Origin of the sequence: Mycobacterium sp. (genome assembly GCF_052143115.1) — a bacterium.
In the GTDB taxonomy this organism is placed as follows: Bacteria; Actinomycetota; Actinomycetes; order Mycobacteriales; family Mycobacteriaceae; genus Mycobacterium.
On record NZ_JBKQTQ010000327.1, the window covers coordinates 1 to 15346 of the forward strand.

The window sequence follows — 15346 nt, forward strand, 5'->3', positions numbered from 1 at the left end:
TGGTGGTGCTGTCCGGTCCATCCGCGGTAGGAAAGTCGACGTTGGTCCGCTGCCTGCGGGAGCGGATTCCCGAGCTGCACTTCAGCGTTTCGGCGACCACTCGAGCGCCGCGCCCGGGTGAAGTCGACGGCGTCGACTATTACTTCGTCACCCCGGCCCGCTTCCAGCAACTGATCGATGAAGGCGCCCTGCTGGAGTGGGCCGAGATCCACAGCGGCCTGCACCGGTCCGGCACCCCGGCCCGGCCGATCCGCGACGCGACCGCCGCCGGACATCCGGTGCTCGTCGAGGTCGATCTGGCCGGCGCCCGAGCCGTCAAACAGGCGATGCCGGAAGCGATCACCGTGTTCCTGGCACCGCCGAGCTGGGAGGCCTTGGAGTCCCGACTGGTCGGCCGGGGGACCGAGACAGCCGAGGTGATCGAACGCCGGCTGGCCACCGCCCGTATCGAATTAGCGGCTCAGGACGACTTCGACGAGGTGGTGGTGAACAGTCAATTGGAGTCTGCCTGCGCAGAATTGGTATCCTTGCTGGTGGGACAAGCGCCGGGTACGGCGTGATCCGCCATCAGACTCGATTCACGATTAGTCGCACACCGTTCTACGTCACCAGGAGAAGTCTTAAGTGAGTACCTCGCAGACCGACGCGTCACTAGCCGCCGTCCCCGATCAGTTCGATCCGTCATCGGGTGGGATTGGCGCCTATGACACGCCGTTGGGCATCACCAACCCGCCTATCGACGAGTTGCTCGAGCGCGTTTCCAGCAAGTACGCCCTGGTGATCTACGCGGCGAAGCGCGCTCGGCAGATCAACGACTACTACAACCAGCTCGGTGAAGGCATCCTCGAATACGTCGGCCCACTGGTCGAGCCGGGGCTTCAGGAGAAGCCGCTGTCGATCGCCATGCGCGAGATCCACGCCGACCTGCTTGAGCACACCGAAGGCGAGTAGCGGGATCAAGCGGGCCGGCGATGAGCCTCTCTGGTGACAAGCGGACGGACCGCAAGCGGATCATCGTCGGCGTCTCCGGGGGTATCGCCGCATACAAGGCCTGCACGGTCGTTCGCCAACTCACCGAGGCGGGTCACCAGGTCCGCGTGATTCCCACCGAATCCGCGTTGCGCTTCGTCGGCGCCGCCACTTTCGAAGCGCTATCCGGCGAGCCGGTACAGACCGGTGTGTTCGAAGACGTTCCGCAGGTGCCGCACGTTGCCATCGGCCAGGGCGCCGATCTCGTCGTCGTCGCTCCTGCCACCGCCGACCTGCTGGCCCGGGCGGTACACGGTCGCGCTGACGATCTGCTGACCGCGACGCTGCTCACGGCCCGATGTCCAGTGCTGTTCGCACCGGCGATGCACACCGAGATGTGGCAACACCCGGCCACCGTCGACAACGTGGCCACGCTGCGACGCCGGGGCGCTGTGGTGCTGGAACCGGCATCCGGGCGGCTGACCGGTGCGGACAGCGGCGCAGGCCGGCTGCCGGAGGCGGAAGAGATCACCACGTTCGCCCAGCTGCTGCTGGAACGGCACGACGCAATGCCCTACGACCTGGCCGGAGTCAAGCTACTGGTGACCGCCGGTGGCACCCGCGAGCCGATCGACCCGGTCCGCTTCATCGGCAACCGCAGCTCAGGCAAGCAGGGCTACGCGGTGGCCCGGGTCGCCGCTCAGCGGGGCGCCGAGGTCACGCTGATCGCGGGGCACACCGCCGGGCTCATCGACCCGGCCGGTGTCGAGGTGGTGCGGATCAGCTCGGCCCCGCAGCTCGCCGACGCGGTGTCGAAGCACGCACCGGACTCTCACGTGCTGGTGATGGCGGCCGCAGTCGCGGACTTCCGTCCGGCACACGTGGCGACCGCGAAAATCAAGAAGGGCGCACAGGAACCGCCGACTATCGAGCTGGTCCGCAACGACGATGTGCTGGCCACGGCGGTGCAGGCCCGGGCCGCCGGGCAGCTGCCCAACATGCGCGCCATCGTCGGCTTCGCCGCCGAGACCGGCGACGCCAACGGTGACGTGCTGTTCCATGCTCGGGCCAAGCTGCGTCGCAAGGGCTGCGACCTGCTGGTGGTCAACGCCGTCGGTGAGGGCAAGGCCTTCGAGGTGGACAGCAACGACGGCTGGTTGCTGGCAGCCGACGGTACCGAGTCAGCGCTGCAGCACGGCTCGAAGACGCTGATGGCCAGTCGTATTGTGGATGCAATCGTCACGTTCGTGGACGGGGGCGGCGGGGACGCCAGCCAGCGCCCGTGACACCTGGGGGCTGGCCGGTGGGACGTGTGGCCTGACGATATAATTTGTCTAACTAACGTTTTTCACGCTGACTTGGAAGGACGAGGGTGTGAGCGAAAAGGGTCGGTTGTTCACCAGCGAATCGGTGACGGAGGGGCATCCCGACAAGATCTGTGACGCGATCAGCGACTCGGTCCTCGACGCGCTGCTGGCGGAGGATCCCCGCTCACGTGTGGCGGTCGAGACGTTGGTCACCACCGGGCAGGTGCACGTGGTGGGTGAGGTGACGACGTCGGCGAAAACGGCCTTCGCCGACATCACCAACACGGTCCGCGCGCGCATCCTGGACATCGGCTACGACTCGTCGGACAAGGGCTTCGACGGCGCGTCGTGCGGGGTGAACATCGGCATCGGTGCACAGTCGCCCGACATCGCTCAGGGCGTCAACACCGCCCACGAAACACGCGTCGAGGGTGCGGCCGACCCGCTGGACTCGCAGGGGGCCGGCGACCAGGGCCTGATGTTCGGCTACGCGATCAACGACACCCCGGAACTGATGCCGCTGCCCATCGCGCTGGCGCACCGGCTCTCGCGGCGGCTGACCGAGGTCCGCAAGAACGGGGTGCTGCCGTATCTGCGCCCGGACGGCAAGACGCAGGTCACCATCGCCTATGAGGACAACGTTCCGGTGCGGCTGGACACTGTTGTCGTCTCCACCCAGCACGCCGACGGTATCGACCTGCAGAAGACGCTGGATCCCGACATCCGGCAGCACGTGCTCAAGGCTGTGCTCGACGAGCTGGCTCACGAAACGCTGGACTCCTCGTCGACCCGGGTACTGGTCAACCCCACCGGCAAGTTCGTCGTCGGCGGCCCGATGGGTGACGCGGGCCTCACCGGCCGCAAGATCATCGTCGACACCTACGGCGGCTGGGCCCGTCACGGCGGCGGCGCCTTCTCCGGCAAGGACCCGTCCAAGGTGGACCGTTCCGCGGCGTACGCGGTGCGCTGGGTGGCTAAGAACGTCGTCGCTGCCGGCCTGGCGGAGCGGGTCGAGGTGCAGGTGGCCTACGCCATCGGCAAGGCTGCCCCGGTGGGCCTGTTCGTCGAGACGTTCGGCACCGAGGCCGTGGACCCCGTCAAGATCGAAAAGGTCATCCCTGAGGTGTTCGATCTGCGGCCCGGTGCGATCATCCGCGACCTGGACCTGCTGCGGCCCATCTACGCCCAGACGGCGGCCTACGGCCACTTCGGACGCACTGACGTCGACCTGCCTTGGGAGCGCCTCGACAAAGTCGACGACCTCAAGCGCGCCATCTAATTCCGCCGAACTAACGGTGTGCGACGGTCACCAACACCCAAAGTAAACGTCCACATCTCAGCGACACCAGGCGATGACTCAACGGCACCTCGGGTGCATCGGTGACCCATCCAAGACCACCGACGCACGAATGGTGCACAGCGGACCATTCAAATCACCGGCCGACACATGGTGGACCAGTGAGCGACAGCCCGCACGGTTGTCGCTTAGAGGCGGGCAAATGCTATGTAGTCTCCGACCCAGGGCATTGCTCAGTGTTCGATGGCCGACGGCAGTGGGTGATCGGGGCCCGGAGTCGGCCGTTCGCCGACGCCGATTACGCGGGCGAACCCGTCATCGGACGCCTTCACGTGATGCGCGTCGAGCACTGTTCTGGATGAACTCTCAAAGTGGCTCGTCGATGCGCGGTCACGGTCCCCGGGCTTCAGCCCGGCCAACCGGATGTCGCCGCGATAGAAGTCAAGTACACGTGGGTCCATCACCCGACGCCACAACGGCGGGAACATCGCCAACAGCAGCATGCCGCTGTACCCGCTCGGGAGTTGGGGTGCCTCATCGACATGGCGTAGCGCCTGGTAGTTGCGCAGCGGATTGACGTGATGATCCGAATGCCGCTGCAAACGGAACAGGAGGACGCTGACGACCACCGTGCTGCTGTTCCAGCTATGCGCGGGGCGCACCCGTTCATAGCGGCCGCTGGCCAGCTTCTGCCGCCGCAGCCCGTAGTGCTCCAGGTAGTTGACGCTTTCCAGAAGGCAAAAGCCGATAATCGCCTGCCCGATCAGCCACGGCAGAACAACGGGGCCAAACCATACGGCAAGCACGATAAATAACGCGACACTGAGCAGCCAGGCATTGAGCACGTCATTGCTGAGCGTCCAGCGCGGTTTCCCGATCCCGGCCAACCGTCTAGCTTCTAGGCTCCAGGCAGAACGCAGACCGCCAAAGACCGACCGTGGAATGAAGGCGTAAAGGCTCTCGCCCAAACGCGCGCTGGCGGGATCCTCGGCGGTCGCTACCCGGACATGGTGTCCGCAGTTGTGCTCGACAAAAAAATGCCCGTAACAAGTCTGGGCGAGCGCCACCTTGCTCAAGCGTTTTCCGGTCTGTGCTCGCGTGTGTCCCAATTCGTGCGCGGCGTTGATCGCGAGGCCACCGATGAGGCCGATCGTCGCCATCAGTCCGACCTTGTCGGCGAAAGTCAGCGTGAGCCAGCCACCGCCGCTCCATAGCCAGCAGGCGAACAACAGCGATAGGTACTGGTTTGGCAGGTACAGGTACGTGGCCCAGCGGTAGAACGGGTCGCTTTCCAGCCGTGCAAGGACGCTGTCGGGAGGATTGGCCGCGTCGGCCCCGATCATGTGGTCGAGAACGGGAATGACCCCGAACGCCAGGACGGGGCCGGTCCACCAGAACACGCCGAAGCCCGTAGCCCATACACCCAGCCATGATGCATAAACAAGGACCGGGATCACCGCTGCGAGTAGGGATAGGTACCTCTTGGGTTCCTTCCAGCTCGCGGCCGGTGTCTCTGGTCGACAGACCGCTGCGCGAGCGCGGGATAAGAATGGCACTGCCGTCCAGAAACATGCAGACAGGCGAATTCGGAGTCGACACGCCGTCATGCCGACTTAGGGTAGCAGTACCAGCAACCTTATGGTTGGCGTTTAGATCACGGTTAGGGGTGCGCTGAATGGCTTTCTCGCGGAGACGTTTCCTTCGAGCCACAGTCGGGATTGCAGCGGGCGCTGCCGGTATTGGCGGGGCCATCGAACTCGGAAGAGGCCGCAACTCAACTGCTCCACGACTCCACTACAGGGCCATCGTTGTTGGTAGCGGCTATGGCGGCGGAGTTTCGGCGCTGCGGCTTGCCGAAGCCGGCATCCAGACCGTGATTCTGGAAAGGGGCAGGCTCTGGGACACCCCCGACGCAGACGGCAAGCGCTTCTCGCGAATGCTGCCCGCCGACAACCGCGCCGGCTGGTTCACGTCGGTTCCGCCGAGCCTGGTGACGTCTTATCGAGGCGTTTCGGTGGAGCAGGTGGCGAAGCACACGCCACAACCGCAGCCGGTCCAGGCCGGGATCTGCGAAAAGGTTGTGCATGGCGCGCATACGGTGTTCCGCGGAAGTGCCGTCGGCGGCGGGTCGATGATCAACGCGGGCATTGCCGCAATTCCGACCCCGGCTCAGGTCCGTGCGGCCTTCCCAGACATTGACCCGGCTGTTTTCCTGGGGACTTATATCGAACGTGCGAAGGCAATGCTGCGAATCAGCAATCGCGACATGGACTGGTTCGAGCGGACACCATGGTTCCAATACGCCAGAGTGGGTCGCAAGTACGCGGCGGCGGCCGGCTACCGCGTTGACTACAACGGCAGCGCATACTCGTTCGACTACATGAAAAAAGAAGAGGCCGGCGAGGTTCCACGTTCAGCTTTCGACTTCGAACAGCAGTACGGCAACAATTACGGCAGGTTCGGCAGTGTTGATCAGACGTATATTGCCGCCGCCTTGGCGACCGGAAAGGTCACCCTGAAGCCCCTCACTGAAGTGACGGGTATCCGGCGCGAGCGCTCGGGTGAGTACGTGGTATCCACCCGCGAAATCGACAGGTTCGGCAAAGAAGTCGGGCGCGCCGAACTCGGCTGTGACGAGCTGCATCTCAACGCCGGGGTACTCGGTACGACCGAGATCCTGCTGCGCGCCCGTGAGACCGGGGCGCTACCCAACTTGAGCGAAGAGATCGGCCGCGGATACGGAAACAACGGAGACATCATGGTCGCCCATGCACTCCAGCCCAGCGACCCCGCGGGTACTCAGCAATCCTTGATGGGACTGATCAATCTCGACGGCCGAAATGATCCGGATAACCCGGTCTATGCCAGTATGTTCTCGATCCCGCTTCCGATCGAGACGTTCGCGTTGGGCTACTACGTGATGGTGCGGACCGGCGACCGTGCCGACATTGCCTATGAGCGGGCTTCGGACTCGATCGCCATCAGCTGGCCGCAGGGCTACACGGATCACTTGCGCGAGAAAGCGCAGGTGGTTTTCGACAAAGTGACACACGCCAACGGCGTGGACTATCGCGACGACCTATTTGAAGGAAAGATTTTTGCGCCCAACACGGTTCACCCGATGGGTGGGGTTCTTCGCGGCAAAGCCACGGACGCCTACGGCAGGGTCAAAGGGTACGACAAGCTCTATGTCAACGACGCGTCACTGCTTCCCGGCTATCTGGGCTGCAACCCGTTCATGTCCATCACCGCACTCGCGGAACGGAACATCGAAGGAATCCTGCAATCACGCAAGTGAATTGGTCCGTTAGCAGGTGAATCGGTAGTCGTCGAGGTCGAAACGCCTACTGCGCCAGTACACCTCGAACGTGGTCGCAGGCCGTAGCGCCACGTCGCCGTTCTTGTCGAAGTAGTAGCTGTTGGCCGCCCGACAGCTGTCCTGCCAGAACACCTGCCGGTGCCGGCGGCGCATGACCTCGGCGAAGTAGCGGGCGTTGGCCTCCTCGGTGACCTCGACCCGACTGGCGTGGTGCCGACGGGCCCGCGTCAGGCATCGGATGATGTGGCGGGTCTGGGCCTCGATCAGTGCGAAATACGACGACCCGACGTAGCCGTACGGGCCCATCACGCTGAACAGGTTGGGGAAGCCCGGAACACTGACGCCCTCATAGGCCTGCAGCCGGTGCTCGTCCCAGAACTTGGTCAGCGACAGGCCGCCGCTGCCGGTGACCGCGAAGGTCGGCATGCTGTCGGAGTCCAACACCTGGAAGCCGGTCGCCAGTACCAGCACGTCGATTTCGTGGCCGGCGCCGTCGGTGGTGGCCACCGCCGACGAGGTGATCTTGTCGATCGGCTCGGTCACCAGTCGCACGTTGTCGCGGTTGAACGTCGACAAGTAGGTGTTGTGGAAGCCGGGCCGTTTGCAGCCGATGGCGTAGCGCGGGGTGAGTTGCTTACGCACCGCCGGATCCTGGACTTGGCGGCGCAGGTAAGCGCGCCCGACGGGCTCCATCCACCTAGCGAACGGGTACACCGTGAAGTATTGCGCCGGAATGGGAAACGTCACCTCGACGTAGGCCTGGCTGACCAGCCGGTGAACGGCCGACACGCCGGGCAGGCGCATCGCCCAGTGGGCCAATTTGGGTAGCCGCACGTCGAACTTCGGGAAACACCAGATCGGTGTGCGCTGAAACACCGTGAGCTCTTTGACAATCGGCGCGATCTCTGGGATCAACTGCACGGCAGTGGCGCCGGTGCCGATCACCGCGACTCGCTTGCCGGTCAGGTCCTGGTGGTGATCCCAACGTGCGGTGTGCATGGTGACGCCGCCGAAGGAGTCGACCCCGTCGATATCGGGCGGCTTGGGCACGGTCAGCACACCGCTGGCGTTCACCACGAATCGGGCGGTGACCTCGCCGCCGGGATCGATCTGCACCCGCCACAGCGCGCGCTCGTCGTCGAACTCGACTGCCAGCACCTTGGTGTTGAAGCGGATCTTCGGCCGGATGCCGTACTTGTCGGCGCAGTGCTCCGCATACGCCTTCAGCTCTCTGCCCGGCGCATAGGTTCGCGACCAGTCCGGCCGCTGCTCAAACGAGAACTGGTAGGAAAACGACGGAATGTCCACGGCGATACCGGGATAGGTGTTCCAGTGCCAGGTGCCGCCGACGCCGTCGCCGGCCTCGACGATGAGGTAGTCGTCGAACCCTTCCTGATCGAGCTTGATGGCGGTGCCGATGCCCGAGAACCCGGCGCCGACGATCAGGCAGTGGTAGTCGGGCCGATAGCCGCTCACCGTTACCTCCATCGCGGGTTGATACGCCGGTTAGTTGTTACCGACGGTACCGCGCCCAGCGTGTACCCCGATTACTGCAGCGCCGCTTTCAACGCGGCGAGGCCGCGGTTGGTCGCCTCGGCGGCGGCCGGTATGAGCAGCGCGAAGCTGACATAGCCGTGTACCAGCGTGGGCTCGTTACTCAACGATGACGGCACCCCCGCGGCGTTGAGCAGCGCAGCGTAGAGGGCCGCGTCGTCGCGCAGCGGATCGTGTTCGGCGCTGCCGATGTAGGCGGGCGGCAGGCCGGAAAAATCGGCGGCATTGGCCGGAGCCAAGGTGACCGGCAGCGTGGTCGGGTCGCTCATGTCGGTGTCCGGTAGGTACCAGGCGAGGAAGGCGTCGATGACGTCGCGGTCCAGAATCGGCGCGTCGGCGTTCTCGATGAACGACGGCAGCGACTGGTCAGCGGTGACTGCCGGATACCACAGCAGCTGGAATGCCAGCTTGGGTCCGCCCTGATCAGTATGGTCGCGGGCCAGATGAGCCATCACCGCGGCGAGGTTGCCGCCAGCCGAATCACCGGCGACGGCAATCCGGTTCGGGTCGCCGCCTAGCTCGGCGGCATGCTCGCCGACCCATTGCAGCGCGGCCCAGCAGTCGTCGACACCGGCTGGGAACGGGTGTTCGGGGGCGAGCCGATAGTCGACAGACACCACGATGGCCTCCGCGCCGACCGCGTGCGCGCGGGCGACCGGATCGTGGGTTTCCAGGTCGCCGATCGCCCAGCCGCCGCCGTGATAGAAGACGACGACCGGTAAGTCGCTGTGCTCCGCGACCGGGGGCCAGTAGATGCGGACGGGGATGTCGGTGAGCTCACCATGCCCGACGGTGCGATTCTCGATCCGCAGATCCGGCAGCATTTCCGGGGGCGCCTGCAACTGGCGTAGTCTCGCCCGCGCTACCTCGACGCCGTCGGCGGCGGTGAACGTCAGCGGAAACGCGTCGACCAGTGCCTTGAGCGTCGGGTCGATCTCTGGTCGAGCGATGGTCGGCTCCGTCATGGAACTACCGTACTAATGCAGGGCGGCGCGCAGTGCGGCCAGGCCGCGGTCAAGCGCGGCGGTGGCGGCAGGCACCACCCCGGCGTAGCCGACATAACCGTGCACGAGCGTCTCGGCGTTGTCCACCTCAACGGGAACACCGGCGGCAGCCAGCAGCTCGCCATAGCGGATGCCGTCGTCGCGCAGCGGGTCGTGCCCGGCGACGGCGATGTAGGCAGCCGGTAGGCCGGCCAGGTTCTCGGCCCGCCCTGGCGCCATCCCGGGCGGGGGATCGGACAGGTCGACTTCGCCTGCGTACCAACGCGAGAACGCGGCGATGGCGGCGCGGTCGAGGACGGCTGCGTCGGCGTTCTCGGTGAACGACGGCAGCGACCGATCCCACATGGTGGAGGGATACCACAACAGCTGGAACAGGAGCTTGGGGCCGCCCTTATCGGCATTGTCCCGGGCCCGTTGCGCGATCACCGCGGAGATGGTGCCACCCGCCGAGTCACCGGCCACCGCAAGCCTGTCGGCGTCAGCACCGATCTCGCTACCGTGTTCGGCGACCCATTGCGTTGCGGCCCAGGCATCGTCGACGGCAGCGGGGTAGGGGTGCTCGGGCGCCAACCGGTACTCGACGGACACCACCACCGCGGAGGCGCCCACCGCGTGCTGGCGGCAGGTTCCGTCGTGGGTGTCGAGGTCGCCGACGACAAAGCCGCCGCCGTGGAAAAACAGCAGTACCGGCGGCGTGCCGTGATCGGTTGGCGGCCAGTAGATCCGGATGTTGATCGGGCCGGCCGGCCCGTCGATGCTGCGGTTCTGCACGCGCAGTTCCGGGTGGAATTGGCGCCGCGGCAGATCCCGCAGCCGCTGCCGCGCCACATCGACACCGTCATCGAGTGACATCTGGAACGGCACCGCATCCAGTACCTTCTGCAGAATGGGATCGATGGTGGATCCGGAGTCGTCTACGGCGGGCATGGAGACACCGTACGCACCCCGGGTCATGCTCGGTGCCTGGGTGGCCGCCGGTTGGGCCGGTGTCGCTTACGGGGTGTTTCTGACCGTGACTGCCTTGCGTTCACCGCCGGGCGCGGAGCTGACCGGACAGTGGACGGCCCAGCCTGCGTTCAAGGCATCGATGGCACTGCTGCTGGCGTTCGCCGCGGCCGCGCATCCGAATGTCCGCGAGCGGCGCTGGCTGATGCCGGCGTTGGTGTTCTCGGCCGCGGGCGACGCGTTGTTGGCGATCCCGTGGTGGACGGCGTCTTTCGTGCTCGGGCTGGCCGCATTTCTGTTGGCTCACCTGTGCTTTCTGGGTGCGCTGCTCCCACTGGCGAGGCCGTCGGGCCGGTCGCGTCCGCGCCTGATTGCTGTTGCTGCGATGTGCGCGGCATGCGCGGCGCTGCTGGTGTGGTTCTGGCCGCATCTGGGGCGCGACGGGTTGACCGTCCCCGTCACGGTCTACATCGTCGTGCTGGGCGCGATGGTCTGTGCAGCGCTGCTGGCCCGGCTGCCCACGATCTGGACCGCGGTCGGCGCGGTGTGCTTCGCGGCCTCGGACGCGATTATCGGTATCAGCCGGTTCGTGCTGGGCAACGAGGCGCTGGCGGTGCCGATCTGGTGGGCCTACGCGGCGGCGCAGATCTTGATCACCGCCGGCTTCTTCTTCGGCCGGGTGGACACCGCTAACGTCTCCGGGTCGTCGGCGACCTCTGCTACACCTTCGGGGTGAGCACGCGGACCCGGCAGGCCGCCGCATTCGAACCGATCGCGCGGGTGCTGCCGATGTTGTCAGTGCCGCATCTGGATCGCGAATTCGACTATCTGGTGGCCGCCGAGCAATCCGACGACGCCCAGCCCGGGGTGCGGGTACGGCTCCGATTCCACGGCAGGCTGGTGGACGGGTTCATCCTGGAGCGCCGCACCGACACCGACCACGTCGGCAAGCTGACCTGGCTTGACCGTGTGGTGTCCGCCGAGGTGGTGCTCACCCCGGAGATCCGTCGGCTGGTCGATGCGGTGGCGGCGCGCTACGCCGGCACCCGCGCCGACGTGCTGCGGCTGGCGATACCGCCCCGGCACGCCAAGGTGGAACGCGAAAACTCAACGCCGCCAGGGCTTCCCGCCATCACCGAGGTCGACCGTGCGGGTTGGGACGCCTACGGTCGCGGCGGACAGTTCCTGACCGCACTGTCCGAGTCGCGTGCTGCCCGCGCGGTGTGGCAGGCGCTGGCCGGCGAGCTGTGGGCGGACCGATTCGCTGAGGCCGCCGCGCAGACCGTGCGGACCGGCCGCGCGGTGTTGGCGATCGTCCCCGATCAGCGAGACGTCGACGCGATGTGGCGGGCCGCGACGGCACTGCTCGACGAATCCGCCGTGGTGGCGTTGTCGGCAGGGTTGGGTCCGGCCGCACGCTACCGGTGCTGGCTGGCCGCGCTGCGCGGCAGCGCACGGCTGGTGATCGGCACCCGCAGCGCGGTGTTCGCGCCGGTGACTGATCTGGGGCTGGTCATGGTGTGGGATGACGGCGACGACACGCTGGGCGAGCCGCGGGCACCGTATCCGCACGCTCGGGAGGTGGCGATGCTGCGCGCCCATCAGATGCGGTGCGCGGCGTTGATCGGCGGCTACGCCCGCACCGCCGAAGCGCACGCGCTGGTGCGAAGCGGATGGGCGCACGACGTGGTCGCCGCGCGCGCGGTGGTGCGTGCGCGCAGCCCACGGGTGGTCGCGCTCGACGACGGTGGCTACGCCGAGGCGCGCGATCCGGCGGCCCGCTCCGCGCGACTGCCGTCCGTCGCGCTGCGCGCCGCCCGCTCGGCATTAGAGGCCGGCGCGCCGGTGCTGGTGCAGGTGCCGCGGCGCGGCTACGTCCCGTCGCTGGCCTGCGGGCGCTGCCGGGCGATAGCCCGCTGCCGGCATTGCACCGGCCCGCTGTCCTTAAACGACCGCGACGGGACGGGCCCGGTGTGCCGGTGGTGTGGTCGGGCAGATGCCGCGCTGCGCTGTGCGCGCTGTGGCTCTGATGCGGTGCGCGCTGTCGTGGTGGGGGCGCGGCGCACCGCCGAGGAGCTTGGCCGGGCGTTCCCGGGGATCGCGGTGATCACCTCGGCGGGCGAAGCGGTGGTGTCCGAGGTCGCCGGTCGGCCGGCGCTGGTGGTCGCCACGCCCGGCGCGGAACCCCGCGCATCCGGCGGCTATGGTGCAGCGCTGTTGCTGGACAGTTGGGCGCTGCTGGGCCGTCAGGATCTGCGCGCGGGCGAAGACACGCTGCGACGGTGGATGGCCGCGGCAGCGCTGGTGCGGGCCCGCGACGACGGCGGGGTGGTGACGGTGGTCGCCGAATCATCCGTCCCGACAGTGCAAGCGCTGATCCGCTGGGACCCGGTCGGCCACGCCGAGGCGGAGCTGGCGGCCCGCACCGAGGTCGCCCTGCCGCCGAGTGTGCACATGGCCGCTCTCGACGGCGCCGCCGAGGCGGTGGCGGCGCTGCTCGACGAAGTCCAGCTGCCGGACAGTGCCGAGCTGCTGGGCCCCGTCGAGCTGCCGCCCGGCGCGCGCCGACCGCCGGGGACTCCGGCCGACGTTGCGGTGACCCGGATGCTGGTACGGGTGCGTCGCGAGCAGGGCTTGACGCTGGCTGCCGAGCTGCGGCGCGGCGTCGCCGTGACCAGTGCCCGGCAAACCGACGAGCCGGTCCGGGTGCAGATCGACCCGCTGCACATCGGTTAGGCCGATGTGTGACGAGCCGCTTCCTGGACGAGCTGGACACGCGAGCTCAGCCCGAGCTTGGTGTAGACGTGGGTGAGGTGGGTTTGCACGGTGCGGGGTGAGACGAAAAGCCTTGCGGCGATCTCGTTGTTGGCCAATCCTTCGCTGACCAGTTGCACCACTTGGCGTTCGGTCGGTGTCAGCGAGGCCCATCCACTGGCAGGGCGTTTGCGTTGCCCGCGGCCGCGCCGCGCATACGCGATAGCCTCCTCGGTGGACATCACGGTGCCCTCGGCCCATGCCGAGTCAAAGTCATTGTCGCCCATGGCACATCGCAGTGCAGCAATCGAGGCTTCATAGCCTGCGTCCCAGACCTTGAAGCGAACCGCGCCCAACGGCTGTCGGATGGCGTGCGCCGCGCCGAATAGCCGCGCGGCTTCTTGGTGACTGCCCGCGTCGCATGCCATCGCGGCGAGGCACTCCAGGACGTCGGAAATGCCGAGTTGAGCCCCGAATTCGCTAGCACACGCCAGCGCGTCATGCGCGTCGCGCTCAGCCTGTTCCGGCTCGTCCTGGGCGGACGCCACCCGCGCGCGGGTAATCAACGCCCATAGCGAGTACCACCCCGCTGCGGTCGCGATCGCCTCGTCGGCCGCGCGCCGCGCTGCAACAAGGTCTCCGTCGGCCACTGCCGCCTGCGCGCTGAAAGCGCGGGACAGCGCCGCCATCCCGGGCGGGGCACCTGTTGCGTGCAAGCAGGCCGCGGCGGTTGCGTTTCGCGCGGTCGCGGCGTCCCCAGCCGCGAGCGCCGCCATACCCAGTGCCGTGTAGGCGAGACCGGCGTTAAGGCTGCCAAGCTCGTTGTCGCCGCCCTCGAGAGCCTCGCTCGCCGCGGCTCTTGCCGCGCAAGCGTCACCCTGCCACGCGAGTGCTACTCCCTGGAAGGCCAACGTGTACCTCTGAAAGTTCGCATAATGACCCGCTTCGGCCGCGGCGCCGGCGGTGCGGAAGTGTTCGACCGCTCCGGCGCAATCGCCCTGTGCCAGCTGTGCCAGTCCGAGGTACCAGCGGCACCGGACGAATCCGGCGCGGTAACCGATCGACTCAGCAAGCTCGTATCCCTCTTGCGCCGCTGCACGTTTCGCGATCACGTCGCCCGTAAACGATGCCACGAGCGTCTCGATGCTGAGGACGTGGCTGAGCCTCAACCGGTCGCCCAGTTTCCGGGCGAGGCCAATCGCTTCGGCGCGGTATTCTTGGGCTGCCGCAGAGCCGAAGCCGATCAGTCCTCGGGCGGCCAGCACGCGCGTCAGCAGGGCCGGGTTATCGAGCTGGCGTGCAATGGTGAGTGCCTCGTCAGCCTGACCCGGGAGGTCGGCGTACCACCCGATATTGGAGGCAAGCAAGACCCTGTCGGCCAGCGCGCGGGCACGCACGGCCGGAGCTATGTCGATGTGGTGCGCGTCGGCCTCGTTGAGGACCGCGTCGAGCCACGCAACCCCCTCTGCGGGCCGTGGTTGCCACAGCGGCGACAGGGACGATGCCAATGCCAAAGCCAGGTCTGCGTCACCGCTTTCGCGACTCCAGGCGAATGCGGCGCGTAGGTTGTCGATCTCGGTTTCGGTCTGCTCGACGCGCTGTCCGTAGTCGCTGCCTGCCGGGCCGTCGAGCAGCGCCGCCATCGATGTGTAGTGGTCGCGGTGACGCGAGCGTACGTCATCGGCTTCCCCTGACTCGCCGAGCTTTTCGGCGGCGTACTGGCGCACGGTCTCCAGCAGCCGGTAGCGGGTGCGCCCGCGGGTCTCGTCGGCGACCACCAACGATTTGTCCACGAGCAGCGTGAGCAGATCCATCACCTGGTATCGCGGCATGCCGCCGCCGCCTGTTACCGCTTGGGCGGCGTCGAGGTCGAAGCCGCCCAGGAATGCGGCCAGCCGTCGAAACAAGACGCGTTCCGGTTCGGTCAGCAGGGCATGCGACCAGTCGACCGAGGCGCGCAGGGTCTGCTGGCGGCGTACCGCGGTGCGCGCCCCGCCGGTCAAGAGCCGGAAGCGGTCGTGCAATGTGTCCAGGATTTCGGTCAGTGACAGGGCCCGGACCCGCGCTGCCGCCAGTTCGATCGCCAGCGGCAAGCCGTCGAGGCGCGTGCAGATCTCGCCCACCGCCGCGACGTTGTCGTCGGTGATCGCGAAATCGTGCCGGGCATGGCGAGCTCGGTCGCTGAACAATTCGATGG

General features: G+C 67.0%; 12 protein-coding genes. 7 read left to right on the top strand and 5 right to left on the bottom strand.

Features of this window, described 5'->3' with window-relative positions:
* The first annotated feature begins 2 nt into the window (after positions 1-2).
* From gmk to metK, 4 genes are all read left to right on the top strand, one after another.
* Positions 3-560: a guanylate kinase gene (gene gmk, locus ACLQI9_RS31740; RefSeq protein ID WP_442392788.1), complete on the top strand. Its 558-nt coding sequence runs from the start codon at positions 3-5 to the stop codon at positions 558-560.
* Positions 561-624: 64 nt separating this feature from the next.
* Positions 625-951: a DNA-directed RNA polymerase subunit omega gene (gene rpoZ / locus ACLQI9_RS31745; RefSeq protein ID WP_442380797.1), complete on the top strand. Its 327-nt coding sequence runs from the start codon at positions 625-627 to the stop codon at positions 949-951.
* Between the two features lie 20 nt (positions 952-971).
* Positions 972-2255 (top strand): bifunctional phosphopantothenoylcysteine decarboxylase/phosphopantothenate--cysteine ligase CoaBC, encoded by a 1284-nt coding sequence (gene coaBC, locus ACLQI9_RS31750; RefSeq protein WP_442380795.1) that lies wholly within the window; start codon positions 972-974, stop codon positions 2253-2255.
* Between the two features lie 88 nt (positions 2256-2343).
* Entirely contained in the window at positions 2344-3555 is a 1212-nt protein-coding gene (gene metK, locus ACLQI9_RS31755; protein WP_442380793.1) for a methionine adenosyltransferase, read from the top strand.
* Between the two features lie 251 nt (positions 3556-3806).
* Here the strand turns inward: metK and ACLQI9_RS31760 are convergent, their stop codons facing one another.
* Complete coding sequence (locus tag ACLQI9_RS31760) at positions 3807-5129, bottom strand: alkane 1-monooxygenase (RefSeq protein WP_442380792.1); 1323 nt, start codon at positions 5127-5129, stop codon at positions 3807-3809.
* A 575-nt stretch (positions 5130-5704) separates the two neighbouring features.
* Between ACLQI9_RS31760 and ACLQI9_RS31765 the strand changes: the two genes are divergently transcribed.
* Entirely contained in the window at positions 5705-6871 is a 1167-nt protein-coding gene (locus ACLQI9_RS31765) for a GMC oxidoreductase (RefSeq protein ID WP_442380790.1), read from the top strand.
* A gap of 9 nt (positions 6872-6880) precedes the next feature.
* Here the strand turns inward: ACLQI9_RS31765 and ACLQI9_RS31770 are convergent, their stop codons facing one another.
* The 3 genes from ACLQI9_RS31770 to ACLQI9_RS31780 all read right to left on the bottom strand — a co-directional run bounded on the left by ACLQI9_RS31770 (position 6881) and on the right by ACLQI9_RS31780 (position 10377).
* Complete coding sequence (locus tag ACLQI9_RS31770; protein WP_442380788.1) at positions 6881-8368, bottom strand: flavin-containing monooxygenase; 1488 nt, start codon at positions 8366-8368, stop codon at positions 6881-6883.
* Positions 8369-8439: 71 nt separating this feature from the next.
* Entirely contained in the window at positions 8440-9411 is a 972-nt protein-coding gene (locus ACLQI9_RS31775; protein ID WP_442380786.1) for an alpha/beta hydrolase, read from the bottom strand.
* A gap of 12 nt (positions 9412-9423) precedes the next feature.
* Entirely contained in the window at positions 9424-10377 is a 954-nt protein-coding gene (locus tag ACLQI9_RS31780; RefSeq protein WP_442380784.1) for an alpha/beta hydrolase, read from the bottom strand.
* Between ACLQI9_RS31780 and ACLQI9_RS31785 the strand changes: the two genes are divergently transcribed.
* Positions 10376-11131 (top strand): lysoplasmalogenase, encoded by a 756-nt coding sequence (locus tag ACLQI9_RS31785; RefSeq protein WP_442380782.1) that lies wholly within the window; start codon positions 10376-10378, stop codon positions 11129-11131. The genes ACLQI9_RS31780 and ACLQI9_RS31785 overlap by 2 nt on opposite strands.
* Before the next feature lie 53 nt (positions 11132-11184).
* The gene (locus ACLQI9_RS31790) at positions 11185-13131 is read left to right on the top strand and encodes a primosomal protein N' (RefSeq protein ID WP_442380803.1); all 1947 of its coding nucleotides are present in this window, start codon (positions 11185-11187) and stop codon (positions 13129-13131) included.
* On the opposite strand, the gene ACLQI9_RS31795 is transcribed toward ACLQI9_RS31790, so the two are convergent.
* Positions 13128-15346: helix-turn-helix transcriptional regulator (locus ACLQI9_RS31795; RefSeq protein WP_442392790.1), on the bottom strand; the 2219-nt coding region annotated here is incomplete at its 5' end. The two genes, ACLQI9_RS31790 and ACLQI9_RS31795, sit on opposite strands and share 4 nt — an antisense overlap.